A 25,877-nucleotide genomic window follows, 5' to 3' on the forward strand; every position below is an offset into this window, starting at 1 on the left:
CGCAAAACCCCTATCTGCGCGAGCAGGTAGGGGTTTTGTCTTTGTGCCCGGAAAATGCTGTGGAGCCGGCTTGCCGGCGATGCGCCGCGTCAGCGGCGCTCTCTATGGCAGATTGGCTTCATCGCAGACATCCCTGCGTTCACCGCAAATATCCTTTGCTAGTCGGCTACCTCACACCGCCTCGTCACAGGTGCGACAATATTGCCGTCACATTAAGTGACTTCCCCGCACCTACCCTGCGTCAAGGCTTAGGTTCGGGGCAATCCTGGCACCCGGACCGAGCGATGCCAGCGTACCGTGCTGCGCATTTCTGGACTTTCACCGTCCTATTACTTGAGGTTAGAAGCAAGATGGCCAAGGCCGCCGATGTCGTTGTGCAATGCCTGGAAAACGAAGGTGTCGAGTATGTGTTCGGCATTCCTGGTGAGGAAAACCTCGACCTGCTCGAGTCCCTGCGCAAGTCGAAGATCAAGCTGGTACTGACCCGCCACGAACAATCCGCGGGCTTCATGGCCGCCACCTATGGCCGCCTGACCGGCAAGACCGGCGTCAGCCTGTCGACCCTCGGCCCTGGCGCGACCAACCTGGTGACCGCCAGCGCCTACGCCTACCTGGGCGGCATGCCGATGATGATGATCACCGGCCAGAAGCCGATCAAGAAGTCCAAGCAAGGCCGCTTCCAGATCATCGACGTGTGCGGCATGATGGACCCCATCACCAAGTACACCCACCAGTTCGCTTCGGCCGACAACATCCCTGCGCGCATGCGTGAAGCCTTCCGCCTGGCTGAAGAAGAGAAGCCGGGCGCCGTGCACCTGGAACTGCCGGAAGACATCGCCGCCGAGCAGACCGACGCCCTGCCGATCCCGCGCAGCCTGCACCGTCGCCCGCTGGCCGAGCACGTGGCCATCGAAGCCGCCGTGCAGAAACTGCAGAACGCCCGTAACCCGATCCTGGTGATCGGCGCCGGCGCCAACCGCAAGATGACCGCAAAGGTCCTCAAGCAACTGATCGACAAGACCGGCATCCCGTTCATCACCACCCAGATGGGCAAAGGTGTGGTCGACGAGCGCCACCCGCGCTTCCTGGGCAACGCCGCGCTGTCCTCCGGCGATTTTGTACATCGTGCGGTTGAAGCCGCCGACCTGATCGTCAACATCGGCCACGACGTGATCGAGAAGCCACCGTTCTTCATGGTCCGTGGCGGTACCGAAGTGATCCACGTGAGCTTCCGTTCGGCCGAGGTGGATGCCGTGTACTTCCCGCAGGTGGAAGTGATCGGCGACATCGCCAACGCCGTGTGGCAGATCAGCGAAGCGCTGACCGACACCAGCCACTGGGACTTCACCCGCCTGATGGCCATCCGCGAAGCCAACGAAGCGCAGATCGCCGAAGGCGCCGACGACAACCGCTTCCCGGTCTACCCGCAGCGCATGGTTGCTGACATCCGTCGCGCCCTGCCGTCCGAAGGCATCGTCGCCCTGGACAACGGCATCTACAAGATCTGGTTCGCCCGCAACTACAAGGCGCACAAGCCCAACACCGTGCTGCTGGACAACGCCCTGGCGACCATGGGCGCCGGCCTGCCATCGGCCATGGCCTCGCACCTGGTCTACCCGGACCGCCCGGTGATCTCGGTCTGCGGCGACGGCGGCTTCATGATGAACAGCCAGGAGCTGGAAACGGCAGTTCGCTTAGGCATGCACATCACCGTGGTGATCCTGCGTGACGACGGCTACGGCATGATCCGCTGGAAGCAGGCCAACATGGGCTTCACCGATTTCGGCCTGGACTACGGCAACCCGGACTTCGTCAAATACGCCGAAGCCTACGGTGCCAATGGCCACCGCGTGGAGAGCGCCGAAGGCTTCCTGCCGCTGCTCGAACACTGCATCAAGACCCCTGGCGTGCACGTGATCGACTGCCCGGTCGACTACAGCGAGAACGACCGCATCCTCAACAGCGAGCTGCGTGAGCGCGCGCTGGCGGTCTAAACCGTAGCACCCTCATCGCGGGGCAAGCCCGCTCCCACGTTGTGCAAGAACAACGTGGGAGCGGGCTTGCCCCGCGATCGTTTTATTGGCGCGGTGAATGCCTGCGCCGCTTTTCCCATGTGTTAGGGTGCACCCATATTTTGTTTCCTCAGGACTCCTACCCCATGCTCCCCGCGCTCAGCGAAAAAGAACTCGACCGCCTCGAAGACCTGCTGATCACCTACGGCAACGATTATTCGGTACTCAACCTCGCCGAGCTCAACGGTTTCTTCACTGCTCTGGCCAGCTCCCCCAGCAAGGTCAACCCTGAGCAGTGGCTGCCTTCTGTCGCCGGTGGCAAGGTGCCCAAGTTCAAGAAGCCTGCCCATGAAGAAGCGTATACCGCGCTGATGCTGCGTTATGCCAGCCAGGTGGCCGAAGAGTTGGCCACCGACCTCGAGGGCTTCGAACCGATGTTCGAAGAGGGCGAGAGTGAAGACGGCCCGGCGATCATTCTTGAGGAGTGGTGCTTCGGCTACATGCGCGGCACGCAAGTGGCCGAGTGGAGCGAGCTGCCGCCAGAGCAGGATCGTCTGCTCAAGGCCATTTCGTTGCATGGTTTGGAAGACAACTTCGAGCTGCTTGACTCGATGAGCTTCGATGAGCGCCAGGCCTGTGTACCGCTGGTGGTCGAGGCGGCGCGGGGGTTGTACCAGTACCAGAAACAGCACCAGCATTGAGATCGTAACCGCGGGTGCGTGGGAGCGGCGATGCGGCGACCCGACCTGCTCCCCGATCGTGATTATTCCACTTGCCGAAATACTGGATTGCTCCCAGCACTGATTCTGCTGCCGGTCGATCCAGTGCAGCATGTCCTCCAGCAGCGCCACTCCCGGCGCTGACCTGGAGCCCCGCACATGCCAAGCCCGATCAAGCTCTACAACTTCCCCAAGTCCGGCCACGCCCACCGTATCGAGCTGATGTTGTCACTGCTCGAACTGCCTACCGAGCTGGTGTTCGTCGACCTGGCCAAGGGTGAACACAAGCAGCCCGAGTTCCTGGCCATCAACCCCTTCGGCCAGGTGCCGGTGATCGATGACAACGGCATCGTCATCGCTGACTCCAACGCCATCCTCGTTTATCTGGCCAAGGCTTATGGCGGCGAGCGCTGGTTGCCCGAAGATCCGCTCGGCGCCGCCCGTGTGCAGCGCTGGTTGTCGGTGGCCGCAGGCCCGCTGGCCTTCGGCCCGGCCGCCGCACGCCTGGTGACTGTATTCGGCGCCTCGTTCAACACCGACGAAGTGATTGGCCGCGCCCATACCCTGCTCAAGGTGATCGACGCCGAACTGGCCAAGGGCCCGTTCCTGGTCGGTGACCAGGCGACCATCGCCGATATCGCCAACTACTCGTACATCGCCCACGCCCCCGAGGGCAATGTATCGCTGGAGCCGTACGCCAATGTGCGCGCCTGGTTGGCCCGGATCGAGGCGCTGCCGGGCTTCGTGCCGATGCCACGCACCGTCATCGGTTTGCAGACCACGCTCTGAACCCAGAGGAATGCCGCCATGCGATCGCCCTGGCATGCAGGTGAAAAACGGCTGCAGGAGCAAGTCGGTGTTGCAGAGCGCATGGAGGTGTTCGGCCAGAAGGTCATCCGCGACTTCATGCCCGACCAGCATCGCGCGTTCTACCAGCAGTTGCCGTTCCTGGTGGCCGCTGCCGTGGATGCCGCTGGCACCCCTTGGGCGACGCTGCTCGAAGGCGCGGAAGGGTTCGTCAGCTCGCCCGATCCCCGGCAACTGCTGATCGGCACCGCGCCTGCCGCTGATGACCCGGCCACGCCGGGCCTGGTGGATGGCGGTGCCATTGGCTTGCTGGGGATCGAGCTGCATACCCGGCGACGCAACCGGCTCAATGGCCTGATCCGTCGGGCAGGCGCCGGTCAGTTGGAGGTGGTGGTCGAGCAGTCGTTCGGCAACTGCCCCCAGTACATCCAGCTGCGCGAATACACCCGCGTCGATGAACCGCCGCAGGCGCGTCGGGATTCATCGGCACTCGATGCCGCGTCCCGCGCCATGATCGAAAACGCCGACACCTTCTTTGTTGCCAGTTACGTCGAGCAGGAAAACGGCCAACGTGCCGTGGACGTATCCCACCGGGGTGGCCGGCCCGGTTTCGTCAGGGTCGAAGGCAATCGCCTGACCATCCCCGACTATGCCGGCAACCTGCATTTCAACACCCTCGGCAACCTGCTGGTCAACCCGGTTGCCGGTCTGTTGTTCGTCGACTTCACCACGGGCGATGTGCTGCAGGTTTCAGGGCGAACCGAGGTGATTCTCGACAGCCCGCTGATCAGCGCTTTCGAGGGGGCCGAGCGGATCTGGACCCTCGACATTGAGCAGGTGGTGGTCCGCCCGGCTGCGGTGTCGTTGCGCTGGGCCTTCCAGGAGTACGCCCCCACCAGCCTGATGACCGGCACCTGGAGTGAAGCGCAAGAGCGCCTGCAACAGCGTGAGCGCCAGCGCCAATGGCTGACCTGGCGCGTGCTGCGTATCGAGCAGGAAAGCCGTGATATCCGTTCGTTCTACCTGCAACCCGAGGAGGGTACGGCGGTGGCCTTCGCGCCCGGCCAGCATATTCCCGTGCGCTTGCAGGTTGATGGAGAGGCACCGCTGATCCGCACCTACAGCCTGTCCAGCGCACCGTCCGATGGCCACCTGCGCATCAGCGTCAAGGCGCAGGGGCCTGCCTCACACTACCTGCACCAACAACTGAAGGTGGGCGACCCTTTGCAGGTGCGCCTGCCCATGGGCAGCTTCACCCTCGATCACACCAGCGACCGGCCTCTTGTGCTGGTCGGGGCGGGCGTCGGCATCACGCCGTTGATCGCCATGCTGCGCGAACAATTGGCCTTGGGGCTGGGGCGACGCATCTACCTGTTCCACGGTGGCCGCACGCTGGCCGACCTGCCGTTCCAGCACGAGCTTGCCGAACTCCAGCAACACGCCGGTGGCCTGCTGAGCATTCACCGCGCCCTGAGCCTGCCCGAACCCCAAGCCGTGCAGGGCCGCGACTATGCGTTCGCCAGCCGCCTGGGCATCGAGCAGATCAAGGCCACGCTGCCATTGGACGACTACGACTTCTACCTGTGTGGCCCGGCCAGCTTCACCCAGGATCTCTACGAGGGGCTGCGCACGGTGCATGTCCCCGATGCCCGCATCCATGCCGAAGCCTTCGGCCCTTCGACCCTGCGCCGCCATACCGACGACAACCAGCCCACGCTGCAACAACCGCCGCCCGCCAGCGAGCCGGTGCCGGTGTACTTCGCCAGCTCCGCCAAGGAGGCACGCTGGGCGCCCGGTGGCGGCACCTTACTGGAACTGGCGGAGAGCCGTGGCCTGTCGCCGGACTTCAGTTGCCGCGGTGGCTCCTGCGGCACCTGCAAGACCAAGCTGGTCAGCGGCCAGGTCCACTACCCGAACCCGCCCGCCGAACTGCCCGAAGCCGGTAGCGTGCTGATCTGTTGCGCGATTCCGGCCCAGGCCGAGGACGGCGCGCAAGCTGTGGTGCTGGAGCTCTAGCGTGCGCACAGGGATAATCGCCCCACGACAACGTGTGGGGCGCGGCATGGACCAGATTCACCTGATGAAAGTGTTCGTGGCCGTCGGCGAGCTGGAAAGCTTCGCCGCCGCCGCCCGCCGTCTGGCCATCTCGCCAGCGGCGGTGACTCGCGCCGTCAGCGCCCTGGAGGAGCAGCTCGGGGTCAAGCTGCTGCTGCGCACTACCCGCAGCGTGCGCCTGACCGAGGCCGGCGGGCGCTATCTGGAAGACACCCGGCATATCCTCGCCAGCATTATCGAAGCCAACGAAGCCGCCGCCGGCATCAATGCCGCGCCCAAGGGCGACCTGGCGGTGACCGCGCCGATCCTGTTCGGCAAGAAGTTCGTCATGCCCTGCATCGTGCGCTACCTGCAGCAGTACCCCGAGGTGGACGTCTCGGCGTTCTTCCTCGACCGTGTGGTGAACCTGGTGGAGGAGGGCATGGACGTGGCCGTGCGCATCGGCCAGTTGCCCGACTCGGGCCTGAAGGCGCTACGGGTGGGCAAGATGCGCCGGCTGCTGTGCGCCTCGCCCGAATACCTGGAGCGTCATGGCACGCCGCGGCATCCCTCGGAGTTGCAGAAGCACGAGGTCATTGCCGCCGGGACGCTGTCACCTCGCACGGACTGGCGTTTCGGCGCCATCGACGACCCGACGCTGATCCGCATGAAGCCGCGCCTGACCGTGACCAGCAACGACGCCGCCATCGCCGCGGCCAGTGCCGGGCTCGGGATCGCCCGGCTGCTGTCGTACCAGGTGGCGGATGAGGTCGCGGCCGGGCGCTTGCAGGTGATCCTGGCCGAGTACGAGGAAGCGCCCTGGCCGATCCATATCCTGCATCGCGAGAGCAAGTACGGGTCGACCAAGGTGCGTACCTTCATCGACATGCTGGCCGAGCATCTGCGCAGCCATGCGCACCTGAGCTGAGCGAGTGGCCTGTCGGCTCAGCTCAGGCAAGGCACCTGCGCCTGTCGCGCACACGCCGCCAGTACCTTCAAGCCGCCCATCACTTCCGGCGTAATCACCCGCCCAAGGCATACCCGCAGCCCCGTGCCACAATCGCCATCGGCAAAGAACATCCCGCTGTCGCCGACCTTGCATCCGCGCTCGGCGGCCAGCCCTCGCAACACCGCCATATCCGTCCCTTCCGGCAATTCGAGCCAGTGGATGAATCCTCCAGCAGGCGCCACATACCGCGTCCCCGGCGCAAACTCCGAACGCACCAGCGCCTCCATCACCTCGGCCTGCGCCGCCAGCCGCCCACGCAGCTTCGTGCAATGTGCCTCCATGTACCCGCGCCCGATGAACTCGTCCAGCACGCGCTGGGCCAGGCTCGACACCGCCAGGTTGCGCGAGAACAGCTGGGCCAGGATCGCGTCCCGATAACGCCCGGCCACGCACCAGCCCAACCGGTAGCCCGGCGCCACTGTCTTGGAGAACGACGAGCAGTAGATCGTCTGCCCGGTCGCGTCGTAGTGCTTGATCGCCTTCGGGCGCTGCGCCTCGTCCACCAGGTCGAAGAAGATGTCGTCCTCGATGATCGATACATCCGCCGCCTGCGCCAGGCGCGAAAGCTCGGCCCGCGCGGCGTCGGGCATGATGAAGCCGCGAGGGTTCTGCAGCGTCGGGTTGAGGAAGACCACATCGACCTTCTTGCGTTTCAGCGCCCATGCCAGGTGGTCGAGGTCCATGCCGCTACCTGCGTGGGTGCGCATGGGCAGGGCGCGCATCCCCAGGCGTTCGATGGTCTGCAGGATGCCGTAGTAGGTGGGGGTCTCGATGGCCACCGTGGCGCCCGGCCGGGCCACGGCCTCGAGGGCAAGCTCCAAGGCCACGGTGTCGCCCGAGGTCACCAGGATTTCATCCGGGCCGCAGGCCACGCCGCGCTGCAGCATCAGCCCGGCGATACGTCGGCGCAGCGAGGGCAGGCCAGGCGGGGCGATCAAGCCGGCCAGCGGCTGATCGGCCTTGCTGGCCAGGGTCGTCAGGCATTTGTTCAGCAGCACCTGGGGCGTGAGTTCGTCGTGCAGTACCGCCGAGCTCAACGACAACCCACCGTTGCTGGCAGCCTGGGCGAGCATGGCGACCACCGCGTGATTGACGTTGACGCTGACACTGGCCAGGTCAAAGCCCTGCACCTGGGCCGCGCCCTTGGCGACGAAGTACCCTACCCGGGGCGTGGCCTGCACATAGGCATTGGCCTCCAACTCCGCCAAGGCCCGTTGCACCGTGGCCAGGCTGCTGTCGAACAGCCGCGCCAGCTCGCGCACCGAGGGCAGTTGCGTGCCGGTGGGCCATTCGCCGCTGTCGATCTGGCGCAGCAGCCAGGTGTTGACGGTGTGCCAGCGTTTGTCGGGCTTGGGGGTGCTGTCCATGGGGGCCTTGTGTCGTGTCAGGCGGGGGCTCCGGAAAGGTAGAGCAAAACCACGCCGGTTGCAGCCACGATGACGATGTTCAGCAGCACCAGGGCAAAGCCGAAGCGGATCAGCCCGTGCTCTTCCTCGCGGTTGGCCCCGGCCAGCCCGATGATCAGCGACAGGATCGACAGCGAACCCAGCGCGCCATGCCCGGCGGCGCTGTTGACCATCGCCGCCAGCCACGGGCCGTGGACCGTGGACAGCACCGCGATGGAGGGCATCACCAAGGTGTTGCCGCCGACATTGGAGCCGGTGACATAGCCGGCCAACCCCGCCAGCAGCGACACAGTCGAGGCCAGCGACACCCCGGACAGCGCCTGCAACGCCCGTTGCGCCTCGACCAGGAAGCCGGCCTTGACCATCACCTGGGACAGCAACAGGAACAGGAAGATCGTCGCCACCGGGAACCGCGCCCGAGTGGCCAGCGCCTGCCACGGGAAGCCCGTGCCCTGGCGGCCAACCATCATCAGCACCACCAGCAGCAAGGCCAGCCCCGGCGAAGCCAGCGGCTTCCACGACACGTTGGCGCCGTGTACCACCCACAGCCCGTCCCAGCCCGACAACAGGAACAACGCCCGCGACGCGATGATCACTGCCAACAGGGCCAGGTAAGGCCACGCAGCCTGCGGCCAGCGCACCAGTGCCCCGCGCCGCGCCCAAGAGATACCCAGGCCGACCGCGGCCACTGCCAGCCCGGCCAGCACACCCGAGGCTTCCGGCCCGATCCAGCGGTTGACTGCATACAGCACCGCGCTGAACAGCAGCGAGATCAATCCCAGCCCGAGCCATGCCCGTACACTGCGAACACCCGCCAGGCCCAATGCCACGGCGGCCAGGCAGAGGAACACCGGAGCGCTCACCAACGCCGAATGGCTGCCCAGCTCCTGCGCCGACACATGCGCGAGCAACGCGCCGATCACCGTCGCCAGCCCGAGCGTGCCCCAAGGCATCACCACCATGCCGGCCAGCGCCATCTTCATGCCCACCTGGCGCGAGAACAGCCCCATCAGCAGCGGCACGGTAGCAATCAGCGATACGCCGAACCCGGTCATCGCCTCCAGCAGCGGCGCCAGGCCCAGCACGATGAAGATCACCTGCATCGGCGGCGTCCAGCCCAGCTCGCGCACCCAGGCGCCAATTGCCTGCGGTGCGTTGGCGCGTTCGACCAGGATGACGAAGGCCAGGCCCGGGACGATCACGCAGGCGGTACTGAGAAACAGGATCAGCGTGTCTTGCAGGATCGCCCCGGACACCGCCGTCGACAGCGGCTGCGCGGCGCCCAGGCCCCACAGCAGCAAGACACCGGCCACGCCGGCCAGCGCGGCCTGTACGGGCGGGCGGCGCAGCAGCAGGATCAGGGCGATCACCAGGCCTATGGGGGACATTTGCAGCAGCAGGGCAGCCATGATGCGGGTTCCTTTAGCCATCCGGGGAGTGTGGGAGGGATGGTGGAGGGAAGGGAAAGATGGCAATAGATACAGGGGGTGGGGGGTTTTCAATACAGCCTCGGGTCTTGTGGCGTTGAAGCCACCTGTTTGCACCTCCCTCACGCCAATGCCTGGATTTCTAGGCACTGACTGCGATATTGGCCGTTAATGCCTGCAATCCGAGGCGTTATCTGGCCAAACCTGCCAGCACCTTCTCCAGTTTCACCACCGCCTCCCTCATCTCAGCGGGCGTCAGTGGCGCAAACCCCATCAGCAAGCCGGCATCGTTCCTCGGCACCGCGTACAAGCTGCCCAGCCCCAACAGATCGATTCCCGCTCCGCGTGCCGCCCTGACCACTGCGTCTTCCGCCAAGTTTTGAACGAAGTGGCAGGGCATCTGCAGCCCACCTACCGGCACTTGCGGGCGCAGGAACGCCCCCAGGTGCCGCTGCACCAGATCCGCCAGCACGTCGCGCCGCTCGGCATAGAGGCTGCGCATGGCCCGTACATGGGCGTTGAAGTGCCCGTCTTCCATGAACCGGGCCAGGGTCAGCTGGGCGATGGATGCGTTGTGGCCATCCTGCAGCGTTCGTGCGGCGGTCATCGGTGCGACAAGCTGGGGTGGCAGCAGCAGGTAGCCGATGCGCAGCCCGGCGCCCAGCGACTTGGTGAAGGTGCCGATGTACAGCGTGCGCGAGTGCGAATCCAGGCCCTGCACGCAGGCGGTGGGGCGGCCGGCGTAGTGGAACTCGCTGTCGTAGTCGTCCTCGATGATCCACGCTTGCTGCTGGCGCGCCCATTCGATGGCACTCAGGCGCCGGTCCAGCGAAAGGGTGGCACCGGTCGGGTATTGGTGCGAAGGCGTGAGGAACAGCGCCCGGGCATCCGGCGCTAGCTGGGCCATGCCGTCCACCTGCAGGCCGTGCGCGTCCACCGGCACCGGCACGCCTTGCAGCCCGGCGGCGCTGATGGCCTTGCGGGTGCCCTGGTACAGCGGGTCCTCGACCAGCACCCGGTCGCCTGCGTCCATGAGTACCTGGGCGCACAGGCCCAGGGCCTGCTGCGAGCTGGTGAGGATCAGGATGCGGTCGGCGGATGCCTGCGCGCCGCGTTCGAGGTTGAGGTAGTCGGCGATTGCACTGCGCAAGGCGAGCATGCCCTGTGGCTCGCTGTGTTCCAGGGCACGGGTGCCGTATTCCTTGTACACCTGCCGCTCCAGCTTCTCCCAGATGGCCAACGGAAAGTGGCGGGTTTCGGCGACGCCCGGGGCGAAGGGGCGGGGTGATTGGAAGTTGTGGACGCCACCGCTGTGCAATAGCGCTTCACCTCGGCGGCTCAACTGCACCGGGGCCTCGCTGTGTGACGGCCGCTGGCGCTTGCGCGACGGCAGGCAGCGGGCCCGTTGTGACACGAAGCTGCCGCTGCCCACGCGCCGCTCGATAAAGCCTTCGGCGTGCAACTGGCTGTAGGCCGACTCCACGGTGTCCCGCGAGACGCCCAGCGAACTGGCCAGCGACCGCGACGCCGGCAGTGGCTTGCCGACCGGCAGGGCACCCTCAAGGATCAATTGGCGGATGGCCCGCTGGATGCGCACATGCCGCGCCAGTGCGCCATGGGTGGGATCCGTTAGCCAGGCTTTTACCGATTCCAGCTGGGCGTGTTTGAACATTGGCCTGGTCCTTGGCGCGTGGATTTGAAAGGTGCCTGCCTATCATGGGACGGATCGCGCCCGTGAAAATGGTCTGGTAACTACAGAATAATTGGCAGGTAAAAACCAGCCATTTATCCGCTATAAAACCCAGGTCCGCAAGCAATCACCAAGGAAGGCAAGCGCTACGGGCAGGCCGGCCCCCTCACTCATTCAGCTGTGTTGTCCAAAAGGGGTTTGAACAATGACCACCACCCAACTGCCCGTTTTCGTACGCGAAGTGAAGCAAGCCGACCTGCAGCCATGGTCCGACTACTGGGCGCAATACCAGGCCTTCTACCAAGTGGACCTGGGCCAAACCATCACCGAGCGCACCTGGGCGCGCTTCTTCGACCCGGCCGAGCCCATGCACTGCGCCGTGGCCACGGACGGCGAGCAAGTCTTCGGCTTCGTTCACTATGTGTTCCACCGCTCGACCTGGGGGCGTAATGATTTCTGTTATCTGGAAGACCTGTACGTTTGCCCGAATGCGCGGGGGAGGATGATCGGCAAGCGGCTGATCGAGTTCGTCCAGGACCAGGCCGGTCAGCAGCGGTGCGACCGGTTGTACTGGCATACCCAGGAGACCAACAAGACTGCGCAGCGGTTGTATGACTGGATTGCCGAGAAGCCGGGGGTGATCGAGTACCGGATGCCGTTGGAGGTTGCTCACTAGGTCCATAGTGAGCAGATGAGGGCGTGGGAGCGGGCTGGTCCCGAGAAGGGTGGCACCGGCTTCGCGGTGTAGGTCCCTGTGGCACACAGCCGCCCCCATGCCCCAATCATCAGAAATTCCCATTCGAAATCTGCCCGAGTCTTACGGTGCTGTCAGACCATTCAGAAAGATGAATCCCTCCCTGGCTGAGCAATACTTAATCCAATATTTTGTGCCTTAACTACTATTTATTGAGATAACACACATGAATTTGGATTTAAGTCTTACCAAACCCAGTGAACTCATGAGGGCGCTGTGCGAGCGCTTGCGCACCGAGCGGCTCGCTCAACAGATGTCGCAAGCGGAAGTGGCTGCTCGGGCTGGCATCGGCACCAATACTGTGTCCAACCTTGAAACGGGACGTAATGTCGGTTTTGAGAACCTGATTCGAGTGGTGATGGTTCTAGGCCGAAGAAAGGAGCTTGAGGCGCTGTTTTTGCCGAGGGTGGAGTGCATAGCCGACATTGCTCGCTACGAGCTCGGTGCCAAGCGCCAGCGCATCCGGAAGAAGTCAGGGCAGGGTTGAACAGGGCTGCATGGCAGCCCTTTCACTGGATCGCAGGGTTCAATCGCCAACCCCATGTAACCGCAACGCCCGCTGCGCACATTCCTTCCAGCTCAGCTTGCGCCGCTCGGGCACCACCACGGGCAACTCCGCCGCCATCACCAACGGCATATCCCGCATTCGTACCCAAGGCTCACTCTGCCAATACAACAGACTCGCCGTATGCCCACCCGGCCAGCACATCCTGCCCAGGCGCGGCAGGTCTTCCAGCGCCGAGTCCTGCCCATCGCGCAGCACCGCCACCACCTCATGGGTCAGCCAGTGGCGCAGGTGGCGGTTTTCCGGAATGTGATGATGGGCCAGCAGGGTATAGGCCCCGGACTCGCTGACCATGGTGGTTTCGCCGTACTGGCCGTAGCGCAGCAGCTGCAGGGTGCGGTGCTGGTCCGGGTCGAGCTTGCGAATGCAGTGTTCGTCGAAGAAGCGCCCGGTCATCCGGCCGAGTTCGTGGGCGCAGAACCAAGCTTGGGATTCGAGCCAGAGGGTGTGGAGGGGGCGGTTGTGGCGGGTGAAGAGGGTGGAGTCGTGGAGGTCAGTCATGGCTGGCCTCCCTGGTCCTGAGGGAGTGGAACAGGCGGGACGCATGTGCGAAAGGCCTGCGAATGCTAGTCTCGATAGGCATTTCCGTTACCTTTGTCTGTAATCAGCTTTCTTAGGGCTGGGTGTCGGGAGCTAAGAAACCTCACACAGCAGGCCGGACGTATTCCCCTTTCGGGTCTTGTATTAGCCCACTCCCGACATTACAGAGTGTTTCAGACGCGCAGTAGTAAACCACAGGCATGAAAATGCCGCATCTGTCGGGAGCGGGTGGACCGCTGTGTGGAGGCGTTTCTTAGGCGCGACGTTGAAACTATTACAGACAGGCTCTTCAGTCAACGAAATGGGGTGTAGGAAACTTCTCTAATTCATGAGATGGTTTAGGTTTTTAATATGGATCTATAGGATTATTTATGAGTGTAAATGTATCTGAGGAACGCTTGGCAAAAATGGCTAAGAAGACTTTTCTCTCTATGTGGGCTTATGAAAACCCTTATTATTCACAGGGGAAGGAGTTGTGCGATGTTTTAGTTGTGTTCGGCAATGATGTTGTCGTGATTTCGGATAAATTCATAAAATTTAGCGATTCTTCAGGTGCAGAGGTGGGCTGGCGCCGATGGTATAAGCGAGCTGTTGAATCAAGCATTTCTCAATTGCAAGGCGCGGCTAATCAGTTAAGGAATTTTCCTGAAAGAATTTACAGTGACGCGAATACTTCTTCGTTGTTTCCTTTGGATATACCTTCAAAAAAAGATATAAGAATTCATTTGGTAGCGGTCGCTCATGGCTGTGAGGATGGCTGTCTGAAGTATGTGGGGGCCTCTAAGCTAATAGTCGATGGGCGACATAAAGGAGGAGAAACTCCTTTTGCACTAGGGGTTAATAGAACAAAGTCTGGGGATTTAGTCCACGTTTTCAATTCTCAGGCGATAGCTGCTGTATTTGAGTGCTTTGATACCGCCACGGACTTTGTCGATTACTTGCGAAGAAAGGAGTCAGCTTTAACGAGTGTAGATGATGAGCTGATTTGGAGTGAGGATGATTTAATTGCCTCCTACGTTATGAGTCAGCCAGGAAACAAAGATTTTTTCTTGCCGATAGAGAGCTATCCAGTAGTCGAGGGCAGGAAATTGGTTCCCTTCGACTACTGGGAGTACTATATGGAGAGCGATCTCAGGAAGGAGCGGGACAAGGAGAGGCAGAGCTCTTATGTTGTTGATGGATTTATTGAGCAAATAGCCCGTGAGTATAAAGCTGGAGAGTTACTGGCGGGCCAAAACCAACCTTTTCCTTATCATGAGCAGCACCTCAGGCTTATGGCGTCGGAGTCGCGCTTGGGTAGACAAGTAATTAGTGCCGCGTTGCAAAGTGTTGTAAATGAGGAGCCTAAAACTTTTTGGTATTGCTCTGTGCAATCGAGATGCGTGCAAGGGTTGATGTATTTGTGGCTGGTTTATCCGCTGGTGCCAGACAATGTTACGGATGAAGAACTAGAGAAAAATATTTTTGTACATCTTCAAGACTATATTCTTGTCACGCAGCGGCAGTTTCCTGAAGCAAAGATGGTATTCGGTATTTGCTTGCCCAATGCGGCATCAACCAGAAAATCGATGGTGTTTTGCCTAGCTGGAGATATTGATTGGACCGATGATATGGTTGATCTGGCTAAGCGCACTAAAGAAAAGTATAGTTTGCTCAAGGATGTCGAGAGTTTTACTATAGCAAGTAGAAGGCTTTGAAGTAATGAAATGCAAAAAAGGCTGCCTTGGGCAGCCTTTTTTAGCTTTTTAGGAAGTCAATCCCAGCTCAACGCCCCACCAGTCTGATACTCAATAACCCGAGTCTCAAAGAAGTTCTTCTCCTTCTTCAAGTCCATGATCTCGCTCATCCATGGGAACGGGTTGGTAGTCCCCGGATACTCTTCCTTCAGACCAATCTGGGTCAGACGACGGTTAGCAATGAATTTGAGGTAATCCTCCATCATCGCCGCGTTCATGCCCAGCACGCCGCGTGGCATGGTGTCACGGGCGTATTCGATCTCAAGCTGGGTACCCTGCAGAATCATCTGGGTAGCCTCTTCCTTCATCGCGGCATCCCACAGGTGCGGGTTCTCGATCTTGATCTGGTTGATCACGTCGATGCCGAAGTTCAGGTGCATGGACTCGTCACGCAGGATGTACTGGAACTGCTCGGCGACGCCGGTCATCTTGTTGCGGCGGCCCATGGACAGGATCTGGGTGAAGCCGCAGTAGAAGAAGATGCCTTCCAGCACGCAGTAGTAGGCGATCAGGTTGCGCAGCAGCTCTTTGTCGGTTTCGACGGTGCCGGTGTTGAACTCCGGGTCCGAGATGGCGCGGGTGTACTTCAGGCCCCAGGCGGCTTTTTTCGCGACCGATGGGATCTCGTGGTACATGTTGAAGATCTCGCCTTCATCCATGCCCAGCGACTCGATGCAGTACTGGTAGGCGTGGGTGTGGATCGCCTCTTCGAAGGCCTGGCGCAGGATGTACTGGCGGCACTCCGGGTTGGTGATCAGGCGATACACGGCCAGGGCCAGGTTGTTGGCAACCAGGGAGTCGGCGGTGGAGAAGAAGCCGAGGTTGCGCATCACGATGCGGCGCTCGTCTTCGGTCAGGCCGTCCATGCTCTTCCACAGGGCGATGTCGGCGGTCATGTTGACCTCTTGCGGCATCCAGTGGTTGGCGCAGCCGTCGAGGTACTTCTGCCAGGCCCAGTCGTACTTGAACGGGACCAGTTGGTTTAGGTCGGCGCGGCAGTTGATCATGCGCTTTTCGTCAACGGCGACGCGGGCCGAGGAGCCTTCCAGCTCGGCCAGGCCTTCGGCGATGTCCAGGGCGTCCAGCGCAGCCTTGGCGCGCTTGACGGCGTCGGAGTCGGCGGCGGTGGCGGCGCGGGCTTCCAGGGCGGCGGCACCGCCGGCGCTGTCGAGCTTGTCGAGGGTGGTGGTGGCAGCGGCCTGTGCGGCGGTGTTGCCTTTGGCGGCGACTTCGCCGTCTTCTTTATCGAATTCGTCCCAGCTCAGCATCGTATTAAGCTCCTGCGTGAGGGTTACCTACGGCAACCGTTGGATTTAGAAAGAGGTTTTGCGATACCGCATATGCCACTCGGCTTGGGTGGGGGAGGCCGACCTCCCATCGCATCGATAATCTATTCGGGCTAGTAACCACTTGTTCACGATCTGTCGGAATGTCGGAACAAGTAGGAAATGCATGGCCACAGATACAGGCGTTTCGCCTGCATTGGGCAGCTTTTTCGACCTTTCAAAGGGCGCGCATTATACCGGAATCACTACCCGCAGGGGTACGGCGGGAGCCGGTCTGATGTACATTTCGACCGGCGTTAAGGACGGTCGTTCGTTCGCTTAGCAAGTGGTAGCGGGAAAGGAGTTTAGCTCAGGGCAACAATATATGGTGTCTTTTTTTGTCAAAAGGCACCATATGTTGATTTTGAGCAAGACCTGCGGGGGGAGCCCCAGTGAGGGCGCGCGTTGCGGAAGGGGGAGGGAGGGGCCATCCGTGGCCAACGTCACCAGCATTATTACGGGTGAGTACTTTTCCAGCCTATACGTCTAACGTGTGAGTCCATTTAGAAACGCCGGCTTTGGACAGATAGTCGACCAACGGACGCGAGCCAAAGAATTGAAGCCTGCTTCCCAAGCGGTACGCAAGGGCTGACTGGTCGATCCTGAATCCCAGGGCTCGTGCCGCGCTTGTCAGATGGAGGAGAAGACCGTCGTTATCTCCATTGGTGGCTTTGGCATCGAAAACGGCGAAATCAATCCAGCCGCCGTTCTGTCCCCGTTCTCTGAGATGGGCCATTCGAATTTTCATAATGCAGCCCCCTAGCGGTCTTTGTTCGATTGAGAGACGAGCGAAGCAGCAAGTGACTTGCTGTTTGCACTGTATTTCTCGCTCTGCAGGACCTTGGAAGCAGTGGCCTCCATAGCAGCACCAGTTTGTTTACTGGTATGAGCCTGGGCCAATGCCGACGCGGCAAGGCTTTTTGCGATGGCTGATGCGCTGGGATCTCGAAGCGTCTCAGATGCCAGATGGGCGATGTTGTCGGAGGTGTTTTTTCTATTTGTTGCCATGGTGGTACCTACCTATAGACATGATTAAGGATCATGCTTCGAGGGACCACTGAGCAGTGAGCCATTGACGTGTTCGTCTGAATAAGGCTCAATTGCACACCCTCGAAGGCTACTCGTAACTGTTTGGCTTTGGACGGAGCGGGTGATTGCGTTAGGTCGCCAAACTCAGACGCAATCGCTCGCTAGCTTTCCAATTCCGTGTCCAGCCCTGGACACCAGTAGGTCATCGCATAAGCGATCAACCATTCTTTCAGCACAATCCCTTTGTGCCATCGCTGCCAACCTTTCCCAGCGTCCTTCTTGCTGACCACCAATCATTTAGTGTGGCTGACATTCGTATCTGTAAATTTTCAATCTTGTGTTGGTTAGTCGGGGCCGGTTAGAGCCCCGACTTTCTCAGACACTTATTGGCAGGCTTCGCAATCCGGCTCGTCGATGGCGCAGGCCTTCGGTACCGGGGCTGGGCCCGCGGCCTGGACCGGGGCGCTGTCGCCGCCGCTCGACACGGCGTTGAGCTTGCCGGTGTTGATGGTCGACTTCTCGGTGCTGGTCGCGGCCAGGGCACGGAGGTAGTAGGTGGTCTTCAGACCACGGTACCAGGCCATGCGGTAGGTCACGTCCAGCTTCTTGCCCGAAGCGCCGGCGATGTACAGGTTCAGCGACTGGGCCTGGTCGATCCACTTCTGGCGACGCGAGGCGGCATCGACGATCCACTTGGTCTCGACTTCGAACGCGGTGGCGTACAGGTCTTTCAGCTCTTGCGGGATACGCTCGATCTGCTGCACGGAACCATCGTAGTACTTCAGGTCGTTGATCATCACCGAGTCCCACAGGCCGCGGGCCTTCAGGTCGCGGACCAGGTACGGGTTGATCACGGTGAATTCGCCCGACAGGTTCGATTTCACGTACAGGTTCTGGTAGGTCGGCTCGATGGACTGCGACACGCCGGTGATGTTGGCGATGGTCGCGGTCGGCGCGATGGCCATGATGTTCGAGTTACGAATACCTTTTTGTACACGCTCGCGCACTGGTGCCCAGTCCAGGCTCTCGGTCAGGTCGACGTCGATGTACTTCTGGCCACGGGCCTCGATCAGGATCTGTTGCGAGTCCAGCGGCAGGATGCCCTTGGACCACAGCGAACCCTGGAAGGTCTCGTAAGCGCCGCGCTCGTCGGCCAGGTCGCAGGAAGCCTGGATCGCGTAGTAGCTGACCGCTTCCATCGACTTGTCGGCGAACTCGACGGCAGCGTCCGAACCGTACGGGATGTGCTGCAGGTACAGCGCGTCCTGGAAGCCCATGATCCCTAAGCCGACCGGGCGGTGCTTGAAGTTCGAGTTACGCGCTTGCGGCACCGAGTAGTAGTTGATGTCGATCACGTTGTCGAGCATGCGCACGGCGGTGTTCACGGTGCGTTGCAGCTTGGCGGTGTCCAGCTTGCCGTCGACGATGTGGTTCGGCAGGTTGATCGAGCCCAGGTTGCAGACCGCGATCTCGTCCTTGTTGGTGTTCAGGGTGATCTCGGTGCACAGGTTCGAGCTGTGGACCACGCCCACGTGCTGCTGCGGGCTGCGCAGGTTGCACGGGTCCTTGAAGGTCAGCCATGGGTGGCCGGTCTCGAACAGCATCGACAGCATCTTGCGCCACAGGTCTTTGGCCTGGATGGTCTTGAACACCTTGATCTTGTTGTACTCGGTCAGGGCTTCGTAGTACTCGTAGCGCTCTTCGAAGGCCTTGCCGGTCAGGTCGTGCAGATCAGGCACTTCCGATGGCGAGAACAGGGTCCACTTGCCGTCATCGAAGACGCGCTTCATGAACAGGTCAGGGATCCAGTTGGCGGTGTTCATGTCGTGGGTACGACGACGGTCATCACCGGTGTTCTTGCGCAGCTCGATGAATTCTTCGATGTCGAGGTGCCAGGTTTCCAGGTAGGCACACACGGCGCCCTTGCGCTTGCCACCCTGGTTCACGGCGACGGCGGTGTCGTTGACCACTTTCAGGAACGGCACGACGCCTTGCGACTTGCCGTTGGTGCCCTTGATGTACGAGCCCAGGGCGCGCACCGGAGTCCAGTCGTTGCCCAGGCCACCGGCGAATTTCGACAGCATGGCGTTGTCGTGGATCGCGTGGTAGATACCCGACAGGTCGTCCGGCACGGTGGTCAGGTAGCAGCTCGACAGCTGCGGACGCAGGGTGCCGGCGTTGAACAGGGTCGGGGTCGAGGCCATGTAGTCGAAGGACGACAACAGGTTGTAGAACTCGATCGCACGGGCTTCTTTGTCTTTCTCTTCCAGCGCCAGGCCCATGGCCACACGCATGAAGAACACCTGCGGCAGCTCGAAGCGCACGCCATCCTTGTGGATGAAGTAGCGGTCGTACAGGGTCTGCAGGCCCAGGTAGGTGAACTGCTGGTCGCGCTCGTGGTTGATCGCCTTGCCCATGCGCTCCAGGTCGTAGCCTTTCAGCGCCGGGTCGAGCAGTTCGAACTCGACGCCTTTCTCGACGTAGGCCGGCAGGGCCTTGGCGTACAGGTCGGCCATCTCGTGGTGGGTGGCGCTGTCGGCGACGTTCAGGAAGCCCAGGCCTTCGGCGCGCAGGGTGTCCATCAGCAGGCGGGCGGTGACGAACGAGTAGTTCGGCTCGCGCTCGACCAGGGTACGGGCGGTCATCACCAGGGCGGTGTTGACGTCCTTCAGGGCGACGCCGTCGTACAGGTTCTTCAGGGTTTCGCGCTGGATCAGCTCGCCATCGACTTCGGCCAGGCCTTCGCAGGCTTCGCTGATGATGGTGTTCAGGCGCGCCATGTCCAGCGGCGCCAGGCTGCCGTCGGCCAGGGTGATGCGGATGCTTGGGTGCGGCTCGACCACGCTGTCGGCGTTGGAGCGGGTAGCACGCTCCTTGGCACGCTGGTCGCGGTAGATGACGTAGTCACGGGCGACTTTCTGCTCGCCGGCGCGCATCAGGGCCAGTTCGACCTGGTCCTGGATTTCTTCGATGTGGATGGTGCCACCCGATGGCATGCGACGCTTGAACGTGGCGGTGACCTGCTCGGTCAGGCGCGCGACGGTGTCGTGGATGCGCGACGAGGCGGCGGCGGTGCCGCCTTCAACTGCGAGGAACGCCTTGGTGATGGCAACGGTGATCTTGTCGTCGGTGTAGGGGACGACAGTGCCGTTACGCTTGATCACGCGCAGTTGGCCAGGGGCGGTGGCGGCCAGATCCTGGTTCGAATCGGCGGCCTGAGGCGCCTTGGCCTGCGGGTTCTCGCGAGTTGTGTCGGTTTGCATGGGTGGGTGTCTCCACAGTTTCTAGTTTGTTCAGGCGCCGTTGTCGGGCGCCACCGTTCCGTCCACTTGCTCGATGGCCCGGGCGGGGATGCGCGTGAAGCACACGCATCCGCCCGCTCGGGCTTACCGACTTCGGGACAGACTCAGGAATTAGGGGCAGTAACCTGCCGCTCCCTGGCCGAAGTCAAAGGTTCTGGGCGTACCCAAAATCTGTTGCTGATGAGTGCGGGCCTTGCCTGCAACACTCATACCCGAACAAGGCCGTCTGCGGCTTGCCTCGGTCGCCCTCCGCAGGAGCGGTTTGGCTGTTGAAATCACCTTAAGTTCAGTCAGTAAATTCGCTTGAATTTGCCTGTTGACTTGTGTTTGTGATTTTGCGCAAAACCCAATATCTAGTGGTTCGCTGCGATAGGGATACAAGATAATGCGGTCCAGGGGGCTTTGCAAGGTCGGCGCCTGTGGATAACTTGTGGGTACTTTGTGAGTCATCCGTGGGTATTCGCTGTAGGCCTTGTCCCAAGAGGTTTGCACTATTTTTTGCCTGTGCTACGCCGCCGCGAAGATTTTTTAGGGCGCGCACCCTATCACAAAAAACGGTTCAGTCGAGGGCTGTTTGCGGTGGTTGGCAGGGGTGGGGGCGGGACGTAGTATCCGGGGCTGATATTGCGCTTTGGTGAAGGCGGATTCGCGCTGCAATCAAAGGGTTGTGCTGGCCCCGCGATAAGGCCGGCACGGACACAAGGCCAGACAATAACCAGAAGAAGGGGAGGCCATGGACCAGCCAATCAATCGCATCCTGATCGTCGAGGACGACCAGCGCCTGGCCGAACTGACTGCCGAATACCTCCAGGCCAACGGCTTCGAAGTGGCGGTGGAGGGCGACGGTGGCCGCGCCGCGCGGCGTATCATCGACAGCCAGCCGGACCTGGTGATCCTCGACCTCATGCTGCCCGGCGAAGACGGCCTGAGCATCTGCCGCCGCGTGCGCGGCCAGTACGCCGGCCCCATCCTCATGCTCACCGCCCGCAGCGACGAGCTCGACCAGATCCAGGGCCTGGACCTGGGCGCCGACGACTACGTATGCAAACCGGTGCGTCCGCGCGTGCTGCTGGCGCGTATCAACGCCCTGCTGCGCCGCAGCGACGCCCCGGAGCGCCGCCAGGACCTGAGCTTCGGCCCCCTGCATATAGACAGCCGCCAGCGTGAGGCACGCCTGCACGGCCAGTTGGTCGACCTGACCGGCGCCGAATTCGACCTGCTCTGGCTGCTGGCCAGCAACGCCGGGCGCGTGCTGTCGCGCGAGGAGATCTTTACCTCGCTGCGCGGCGTCGGCTACGACGGCCAGGACCGCTCCATCGATGTGCGCATCTCCAAGATTCGCCCCAAGATCGGCGACGACCCGATCACCCCGCGGCTGATCAAGACCCTGCGCAGCAAGGGCTACCTGTTCGTCGGCGAGGCGCCATGAACTCGATCTTCCTGCGCATCTATGGCGGCATGCTCGCAGTGCTGGTGCTGGTGGCCGTACTCGGTGTGCTGAGCCTGCACCTGCTCAACGAGATCCGCGCCGGCCAGCACCGCGAGCGCCTGGCCCAGGGCACCTTCAGCCTGATGGCCGACAACCTGGCGCAGCAGAACGCGGTGGAGCGCACCCGTTCGCTGGTGATCTGGGAGCGCCTGCTCGGCGTGCCGCTGGACCTGCAACCGCTGTCGGCGTTTACCCTCGACGGCGGGCAGCGGGCACGGCTGTACCGTGACCTGGTGGTGGTGGAGAAGACCGGCCCGCATGCCGCCCGGGTGCTGCGTCGGGTTGGCCACGAGGACCTGCTGCTGGTGGCCGAGGTCAAGCAGATCAGCGAGCAGCTGGCCCGCGCCACCCTTTACCTGTTGGCCGACGAGCTGGTGCGCTATCCGGTGACCGAGCAGCAGGCGCGCCTGGCGCAGCTGCGGCAGAGCAAGGGCTTCGGTTTCGACATCGCCTTGCAGCGCATCGAGCGCGCCGCCCTGGACGACGACCAGCGTCGCCGTGTGGAGGAGGGCGACACGGTGATGGCCCTCGGCAGGGACGGCGATTCGATCCGCGTGTTCTCGGGGCTGTCTGGTTCGCCCTGGGTGCTGGAGATCGGCCCCTTGTATCAGCTCAATCCTTATCCGCCGCAGTTGCTGATCCTGATCGCCTTTCTCGGCCTGTGCCTGATCGGCCTGGTGGTCTACCTGCTGGTGCGCCAGCTGGAGCGGCGGGTGTCGGGCCTGGAGGTGGCGGCCACGCGCATCGCCCAGGGCAGCCTCGACACCCGGGTGCCGGCCGGCGATGCCGACTCGGTGGGGCGCCTGGCCGAGGCCTTCAACGGCATGGCCGAGCACCTGCAGCGTTCATTGACCATGCAGCGCGAGCTGGTGCGGGCAGTGTCCCACGAGCTGCGCACCCCGGTGGCGCGGCTGCGCTTCGGCCTGGAGATGATCGAGAGCGCCGGCAGCGACGAGGCCCGGGCCAAGCACCTGGCGGGCATGGACGGCGATATCCAGGATCTGGACAAGCTGGTCGACGAGATGCTGACCTACGCCCGCCTGGAGCAGGGCGCGCCGGCCCTGCATTTCCAGGTGGTGGATCTGGACGAGCTGCTGGCGCGGGTGATCGAGGAGCTGGCGCCGCTGCGCGCCGAGGTGCGGGTGGTGCGCGGCGAATGCCACGGGCTCGACGGCGGCGACGCCCGGGTCGAGGCCGAGCCGCGCTACCTGCACCGGGCCCTGCAGAACCTGGTGCGCAATGCCATGCGCCATGCCGAATCCGAAGTGCGCGTGAGCTATCACCTGGGGCAGCAACGTTGCCGCATCGATGTGGAGGACGACGGCCCCGGCATTCCCGAGGGCGTATGGCACCGTATCTTCACCCCCTTCACCCGCCTCGACGACAGTCGCACCCGGGCCTCGGGCGGGCATGGCCTGGGGCTGTCGATCGTGCGGCGGATCATCTACTGGCACGGCGGCCGCGCCCTGGTCGGGCACAGCGAGCAGTTGGGCGGGGCGTGTTTCAGCCTGAGCTGGCCGCGGGAGCAGCCGCGCGATTAAACGCTGATCAGGCTGAGCAGGTGGCCGTCCTGCAGGCAGAACTGGCCATCCAGCTCGACGCCGTGGTGCCACTCGGCCGACAGGTCGGTGAGCAGGCGCAGGCGGGCGTGGCCGTCGGCGGACCATTCCAGCAGTTCGGCGTGCTCGAAATAGAAGCGCTTTTTCGTCAGCGGGTAGAGCGTCTTGAACAGGCTTTCCTTGAGCGAGAAGGTCAGGGTCACGGCCAGGGCCTGTTGGCTGCGGTCCAGGCGTTCCAGTTCCGCGGGGGTGAGGATCTCCCCGGCGAGGCGTTCGGCGCGGTCTTCGCCGAGCAGGGTTTCCTGGTCCAGCCCTAGGCCGCGGCATTGGCCGTCGGTAGCCACCACGGCGGCGGCCCAGCCCTGGCCGTGGGTGATCGAGCCGTGGATGCCGGCGGGCCAGATCGGCGAGCGGTCCTCATGGGCAGCGGGCGCGTAGTCGCGGCCATCCAGGTGTTGCAAGGCTGCACGGGCGCAGACTCGGCCTGCCAGGTACTCGGCCTGGCGCTTGGCCACCGAGCGTTGCAGGCTGGCGGTCTGTTCGATGCCGGCGCGCTGGAAATCGTCCGGCGCGAGCTTGGTCGGGTCGAAGGCGCAGCTGACCAGCACCGCGCCAGGGACCGGGCGCGGCAGGGGCCAATGGTGCTGGAGCGGGGCGCAGCAGGTGGGAAGTCTGTTCATGGCGGGTATTGTGCCAGCCTGGTGGCCGGTGGTGGAGCACAGATTTTGGGGCTGCTGCGCAGCCCTTTCGCCGGCGAGCCGGCTCCCACAGGGGGCGTCGCCATCTTTTGTGGGAGCCGGCTTGCCGGCGAAAGGGCCGCAAAGCGGCCCCGGCGATCATCAGTCGAGCGCATCCTTCAGGAACGCCTGCATATCCTTCCATGAGCTCTCGTCAGCCGCCTTGTCATAGCCGATATCCGGCCCGCCATGCTCGCCATGGCTCAACCGGTCGGCATCCGAGTTGGTGAAGCCATGCTTGGCCCCCGGAATACCGACAAACTTGTAGTCGGCCTTCGCCGCATCCATCTCCGCCTTGAACGCCGCCACCTGCTCCGGGGTGACCATGCTGTCGGCCTCGCCATGCTCCACCAAGATCTTGGCCCGGATCACCCCCGGCTTGGCCGGCGTCTGGGTCACCAGCGCGCCATGGAAGCTCACCACGCCGTCGAGCTTCTCACCGCGGCGTGCCGCGTCCAGCACCACCTTGCCGCCAAAGCAGTAGCCGATGGCCGCCAGCTGGTGCTTGTTGGTGTTGGGCTGGATCTTCAGCAGCTCCAGCCCGGCATCGAAGCGCCGGGCGGCGGCCGCTGGGTCCTTCATTGCCGCGGCCATGAACGCCTGGGCATCCTGCGGGTGCTCGGTGTTCTTGCCGTCGCCGTACATGTCGATGGCCAGGGCGTTGTAGCCCAGCGCCGCGAGGTCGCGGGCGCGGCGCTTGGCGTAGTCGTTCAGCCCCCACCATTCATGCACCACCACCACGCCCGGGCGCTTGCCCTCGACGGCGTCGTCGTAGGCGTAGTAGCCGATCAGGCGGTTGCCGTCGGCATCCTGGTAGGGGATCTCGCGGGTCTGCACCGCCGCCTGGGCGAGGGTGGCGCCGCACAACAGGGCCAGTGCAAGCAGGGTACGCATGGTCGAGCTCCTTGTTCGGTTCGTTCAGCCCAGGTTCAGGCCGGGTTCAGCAGGGGTTCAGGGCGCCCTCCCTACTCTAGTCCCCAGACAGAAACAACGCATCCAACCCGGAGTACCTGAACCATGAAAACGCTCAATACCCTGATCGCCGCCATGGCGGTTTGCGCCGCCGGCCTTACCACCGCCGCCCAGGCCGATGACAACTTCGCCAGCCTGACCTACGGCCAGACCAGCGACAAAGTGCGCAAGTCCGGCCTGTTGCAACGCAACACCGACGGCCTGAACGCCGACGGCATCATCGGCAAGGACAGCACCTGGGGCGTGCGCCTGGGCAAGATCAACGACCAGGGCCGCTACTACATGACCTACGACAACGTCTCGGGCGACCACAGCGGCGTCAAGCTGCGCCAGGAAAACCTGCTCGGCAGCTACGACCTGTTCCTGCCGGTGGGTGATACCACCAAGCTGTTCGGTGGCGGCACCCTGGGCATGACCAAGCTGACCCAGGACTCGCCGGGCGCCAGCCGCGACACCGACTACGGCTATGCCGTGGGCCTGCAGGCCGGCGTGATCCAGGAAATCACCGACAAGGCCTCGGTGGAGATGGGCTACCGTTACCTGCGCAGCAACGCCGCCACCGAGATCGGCGCCCACGGCGGGCCGAAGGACGGCACCCTGCGCCTGACCAGCAGCGCGCAGACCTACCTGGCGGCGAGCTACAAGTTCTGACGTCGCTGTTATCCTGTACCGGTCTCAGCGCGGGGCAAGCCCGCTCCCATGCGCCTGCGTGGGAGTGGGTTTGCCCCGCGAGCGCAATCGAACCGGCGAACCCGAGTAAGGAGA

At 62.7% G+C, this 25,877-nt stretch carries 20 protein-coding genes; 11 read left to right on the plus strand and 9 right to left on the minus strand.

The window, feature by feature from the left end:
* Positions 1-350 precede the first annotated feature (350 nt).
* The 5 genes from ACODS9_RS16420 (at position 351) to ACODS9_RS16440 (ending at position 6,500) form a co-directional block, all read left to right on the plus strand.
* Positions 351-1,994 carry an acetolactate synthase large subunit gene (locus ACODS9_RS16420; RefSeq protein ID WP_023629316.1) on the plus strand — a complete coding sequence of 548 codons (1,644 nt, stop codon included), beginning with the start codon at positions 351-353 and terminating at the stop codon, positions 1,992-1,994.
* A gap of 164 nt (positions 1,995-2,158) precedes the next feature.
* Positions 2,159-2,713 carry a UPF0149 family protein gene (locus ACODS9_RS16425; protein ID WP_489094299.1) on the plus strand — a complete coding sequence of 185 codons (555 nt, stop codon included), beginning with the start codon at positions 2,159-2,161 and terminating at the stop codon, positions 2,711-2,713.
* Positions 2,714-2,890: 177 nt separating this feature from the next.
* On the plus strand, positions 2,891-3,520 hold the full coding sequence (locus tag ACODS9_RS16430; RefSeq protein ID WP_476260445.1) for a glutathione S-transferase family protein: 630 nt from the start codon (positions 2,891-2,893) through the stop codon (positions 3,518-3,520).
* Between the two features lie 18 nt (positions 3,521-3,538).
* Entirely contained in the window at positions 3,539-5,554 is a 2,016-nt protein-coding gene (locus ACODS9_RS16435; protein WP_489094300.1) for a 2Fe-2S iron-sulfur cluster-binding protein, read from the plus strand.
* Between the two features lie 46 nt (positions 5,555-5,600).
* Entirely contained in the window at positions 5,601-6,500 is a 900-nt protein-coding gene (locus ACODS9_RS16440; protein WP_046854509.1) for a LysR family transcriptional regulator, read from the plus strand.
* A 17-nt stretch (positions 6,501-6,517) separates the two neighbouring features.
* On the opposite strand, the gene ACODS9_RS16445 is transcribed toward ACODS9_RS16440, so the two are convergent.
* The 3 genes from ACODS9_RS16445 to pdxR all read right to left on the minus strand — a co-directional run bounded on the left by ACODS9_RS16445 (position 6,518) and on the right by pdxR (position 11,086).
* Entirely contained in the window at positions 6,518-7,948 is a 1,431-nt protein-coding gene (locus tag ACODS9_RS16445; RefSeq protein ID WP_489094301.1) for an aminotransferase-like domain-containing protein, read from the minus strand.
* Between the two features lie 17 nt (positions 7,949-7,965).
* Entirely contained in the window at positions 7,966-9,396 is a 1,431-nt protein-coding gene (locus ACODS9_RS16450) for an L-lactate permease (RefSeq protein ID WP_489094302.1), read from the minus strand.
* 208 nt (positions 9,397-9,604) lie between these two features.
* Positions 9,605-11,086 carry a MocR-like pyridoxine biosynthesis transcription factor PdxR gene (gene pdxR / locus ACODS9_RS16455; protein WP_489094303.1) on the minus strand — a complete coding sequence of 494 codons (1,482 nt, stop codon included), beginning with the start codon at positions 11,084-11,086 and terminating at the stop codon, positions 9,605-9,607.
* 223 nt (positions 11,087-11,309) lie between these two features.
* Here pdxR and ACODS9_RS16460 point away from each other — a divergent pair, with 223 nt between their 5' ends.
* Both ACODS9_RS16460 and ACODS9_RS16465 read left to right on the plus strand, forming a co-directional pair.
* Positions 11,310-11,780 (plus strand): GNAT family N-acetyltransferase, encoded by a 471-nt coding sequence (locus ACODS9_RS16460; RefSeq protein ID WP_489094304.1) that lies wholly within the window; start codon positions 11,310-11,312, stop codon positions 11,778-11,780.
* Positions 11,781-12,024: 244 nt separating this feature from the next.
* Positions 12,025-12,345, plus strand: a complete 321-nt coding sequence (locus ACODS9_RS16465) for a helix-turn-helix domain-containing protein (protein WP_489094305.1) — start codon at positions 12,025-12,027, stop codon at positions 12,343-12,345.
* A 39-nt stretch (positions 12,346-12,384) separates the two neighbouring features.
* On the opposite strand, the gene ACODS9_RS16470 is transcribed toward ACODS9_RS16465, so the two are convergent.
* Complete coding sequence (locus tag ACODS9_RS16470; protein WP_427595779.1) at positions 12,385-12,924, minus strand: BRO-N domain-containing protein; 540 nt, start codon at positions 12,922-12,924, stop codon at positions 12,385-12,387.
* Positions 12,925-13,334: 410 nt separating this feature from the next.
* On the opposite strand from ACODS9_RS16470, the gene ACODS9_RS16475 reads away from it, so the two are divergent.
* Positions 13,335-14,660 (plus strand): hypothetical protein, encoded by a 1,326-nt coding sequence (locus tag ACODS9_RS16475; protein WP_489094306.1) that lies wholly within the window; start codon positions 13,335-13,337, stop codon positions 14,658-14,660.
* A gap of 56 nt (positions 14,661-14,716) precedes the next feature.
* Here the strand turns inward: ACODS9_RS16475 and ACODS9_RS16480 are convergent, their stop codons facing one another.
* The 3 genes from ACODS9_RS16480 to ACODS9_RS16490 all read right to left on the minus strand — a co-directional run bounded on the left by ACODS9_RS16480 (position 14,717) and on the right by ACODS9_RS16490 (position 20,316).
* Positions 14,717-15,967, minus strand: a complete 1,251-nt coding sequence (locus tag ACODS9_RS16480; RefSeq protein WP_038706634.1) for a ribonucleotide-diphosphate reductase subunit beta — start codon at positions 15,965-15,967, stop codon at positions 14,717-14,719.
* Between the two features lie 816 nt (positions 15,968-16,783).
* Positions 16,784-17,032 carry a hypothetical protein gene (locus ACODS9_RS16485; RefSeq protein ID WP_186655384.1) on the minus strand — a complete coding sequence of 83 codons (249 nt, stop codon included), beginning with the start codon at positions 17,030-17,032 and terminating at the stop codon, positions 16,784-16,786.
* Positions 17,033-17,436: 404 nt separating this feature from the next.
* Positions 17,437-20,316: a ribonucleoside-diphosphate reductase subunit alpha gene (locus ACODS9_RS16490; RefSeq protein ID WP_038706633.1), complete on the minus strand. Its 2,880-nt coding sequence runs from the start codon at positions 20,314-20,316 to the stop codon at positions 17,437-17,439.
* 772 nt (positions 20,317-21,088) lie between these two features.
* Between ACODS9_RS16490 and ACODS9_RS16495 the strand changes: the two genes are divergently transcribed.
* Together ACODS9_RS16495 and ACODS9_RS16500 are read left to right on the plus strand one after the other, a co-directional pair.
* On the plus strand, positions 21,089-21,784 hold the full coding sequence (locus tag ACODS9_RS16495) for a response regulator (protein ID WP_476260436.1): 696 nt from the start codon (positions 21,089-21,091) through the stop codon (positions 21,782-21,784).
* Complete coding sequence (locus ACODS9_RS16500; protein WP_023632361.1) at positions 21,781-23,385, plus strand: ATP-binding protein; 1,605 nt, start codon at positions 21,781-21,783, stop codon at positions 23,383-23,385. Before ACODS9_RS16495 ends, ACODS9_RS16500 begins: the two co-directional genes overlap by 4 nt.
* Here ACODS9_RS16500 and ACODS9_RS16505 read toward each other — a convergent pair.
* Complete coding sequence (locus ACODS9_RS16505) at positions 23,382-24,083, minus strand: 4'-phosphopantetheinyl transferase family protein (RefSeq protein WP_489094307.1); 702 nt, start codon at positions 24,081-24,083, stop codon at positions 23,382-23,384. The two genes, ACODS9_RS16500 and ACODS9_RS16505, sit on opposite strands and share 4 nt — an antisense overlap.
* A 159-nt stretch (positions 24,084-24,242) precedes the next feature.
* Positions 24,243-25,034, minus strand: a complete 792-nt coding sequence (locus ACODS9_RS16510) for a dienelactone hydrolase family protein (protein ID WP_489094308.1) — start codon at positions 25,032-25,034, stop codon at positions 24,243-24,245.
* 123 nt (positions 25,035-25,157) lie between these two features.
* Here ACODS9_RS16510 and ACODS9_RS16515 point away from each other — a divergent pair, with 123 nt between their 5' ends.
* A complete protein-coding gene (locus tag ACODS9_RS16515) occupies positions 25,158-25,763 on the plus strand; it encodes an outer membrane beta-barrel protein (protein ID WP_023632176.1) in 606 nt (201 codons plus the stop codon).
* Positions 25,764-25,877 lie beyond the last annotated feature (114 nt).

The organism is Pseudomonas sp. FG36 (genome assembly GCF_057809275.1).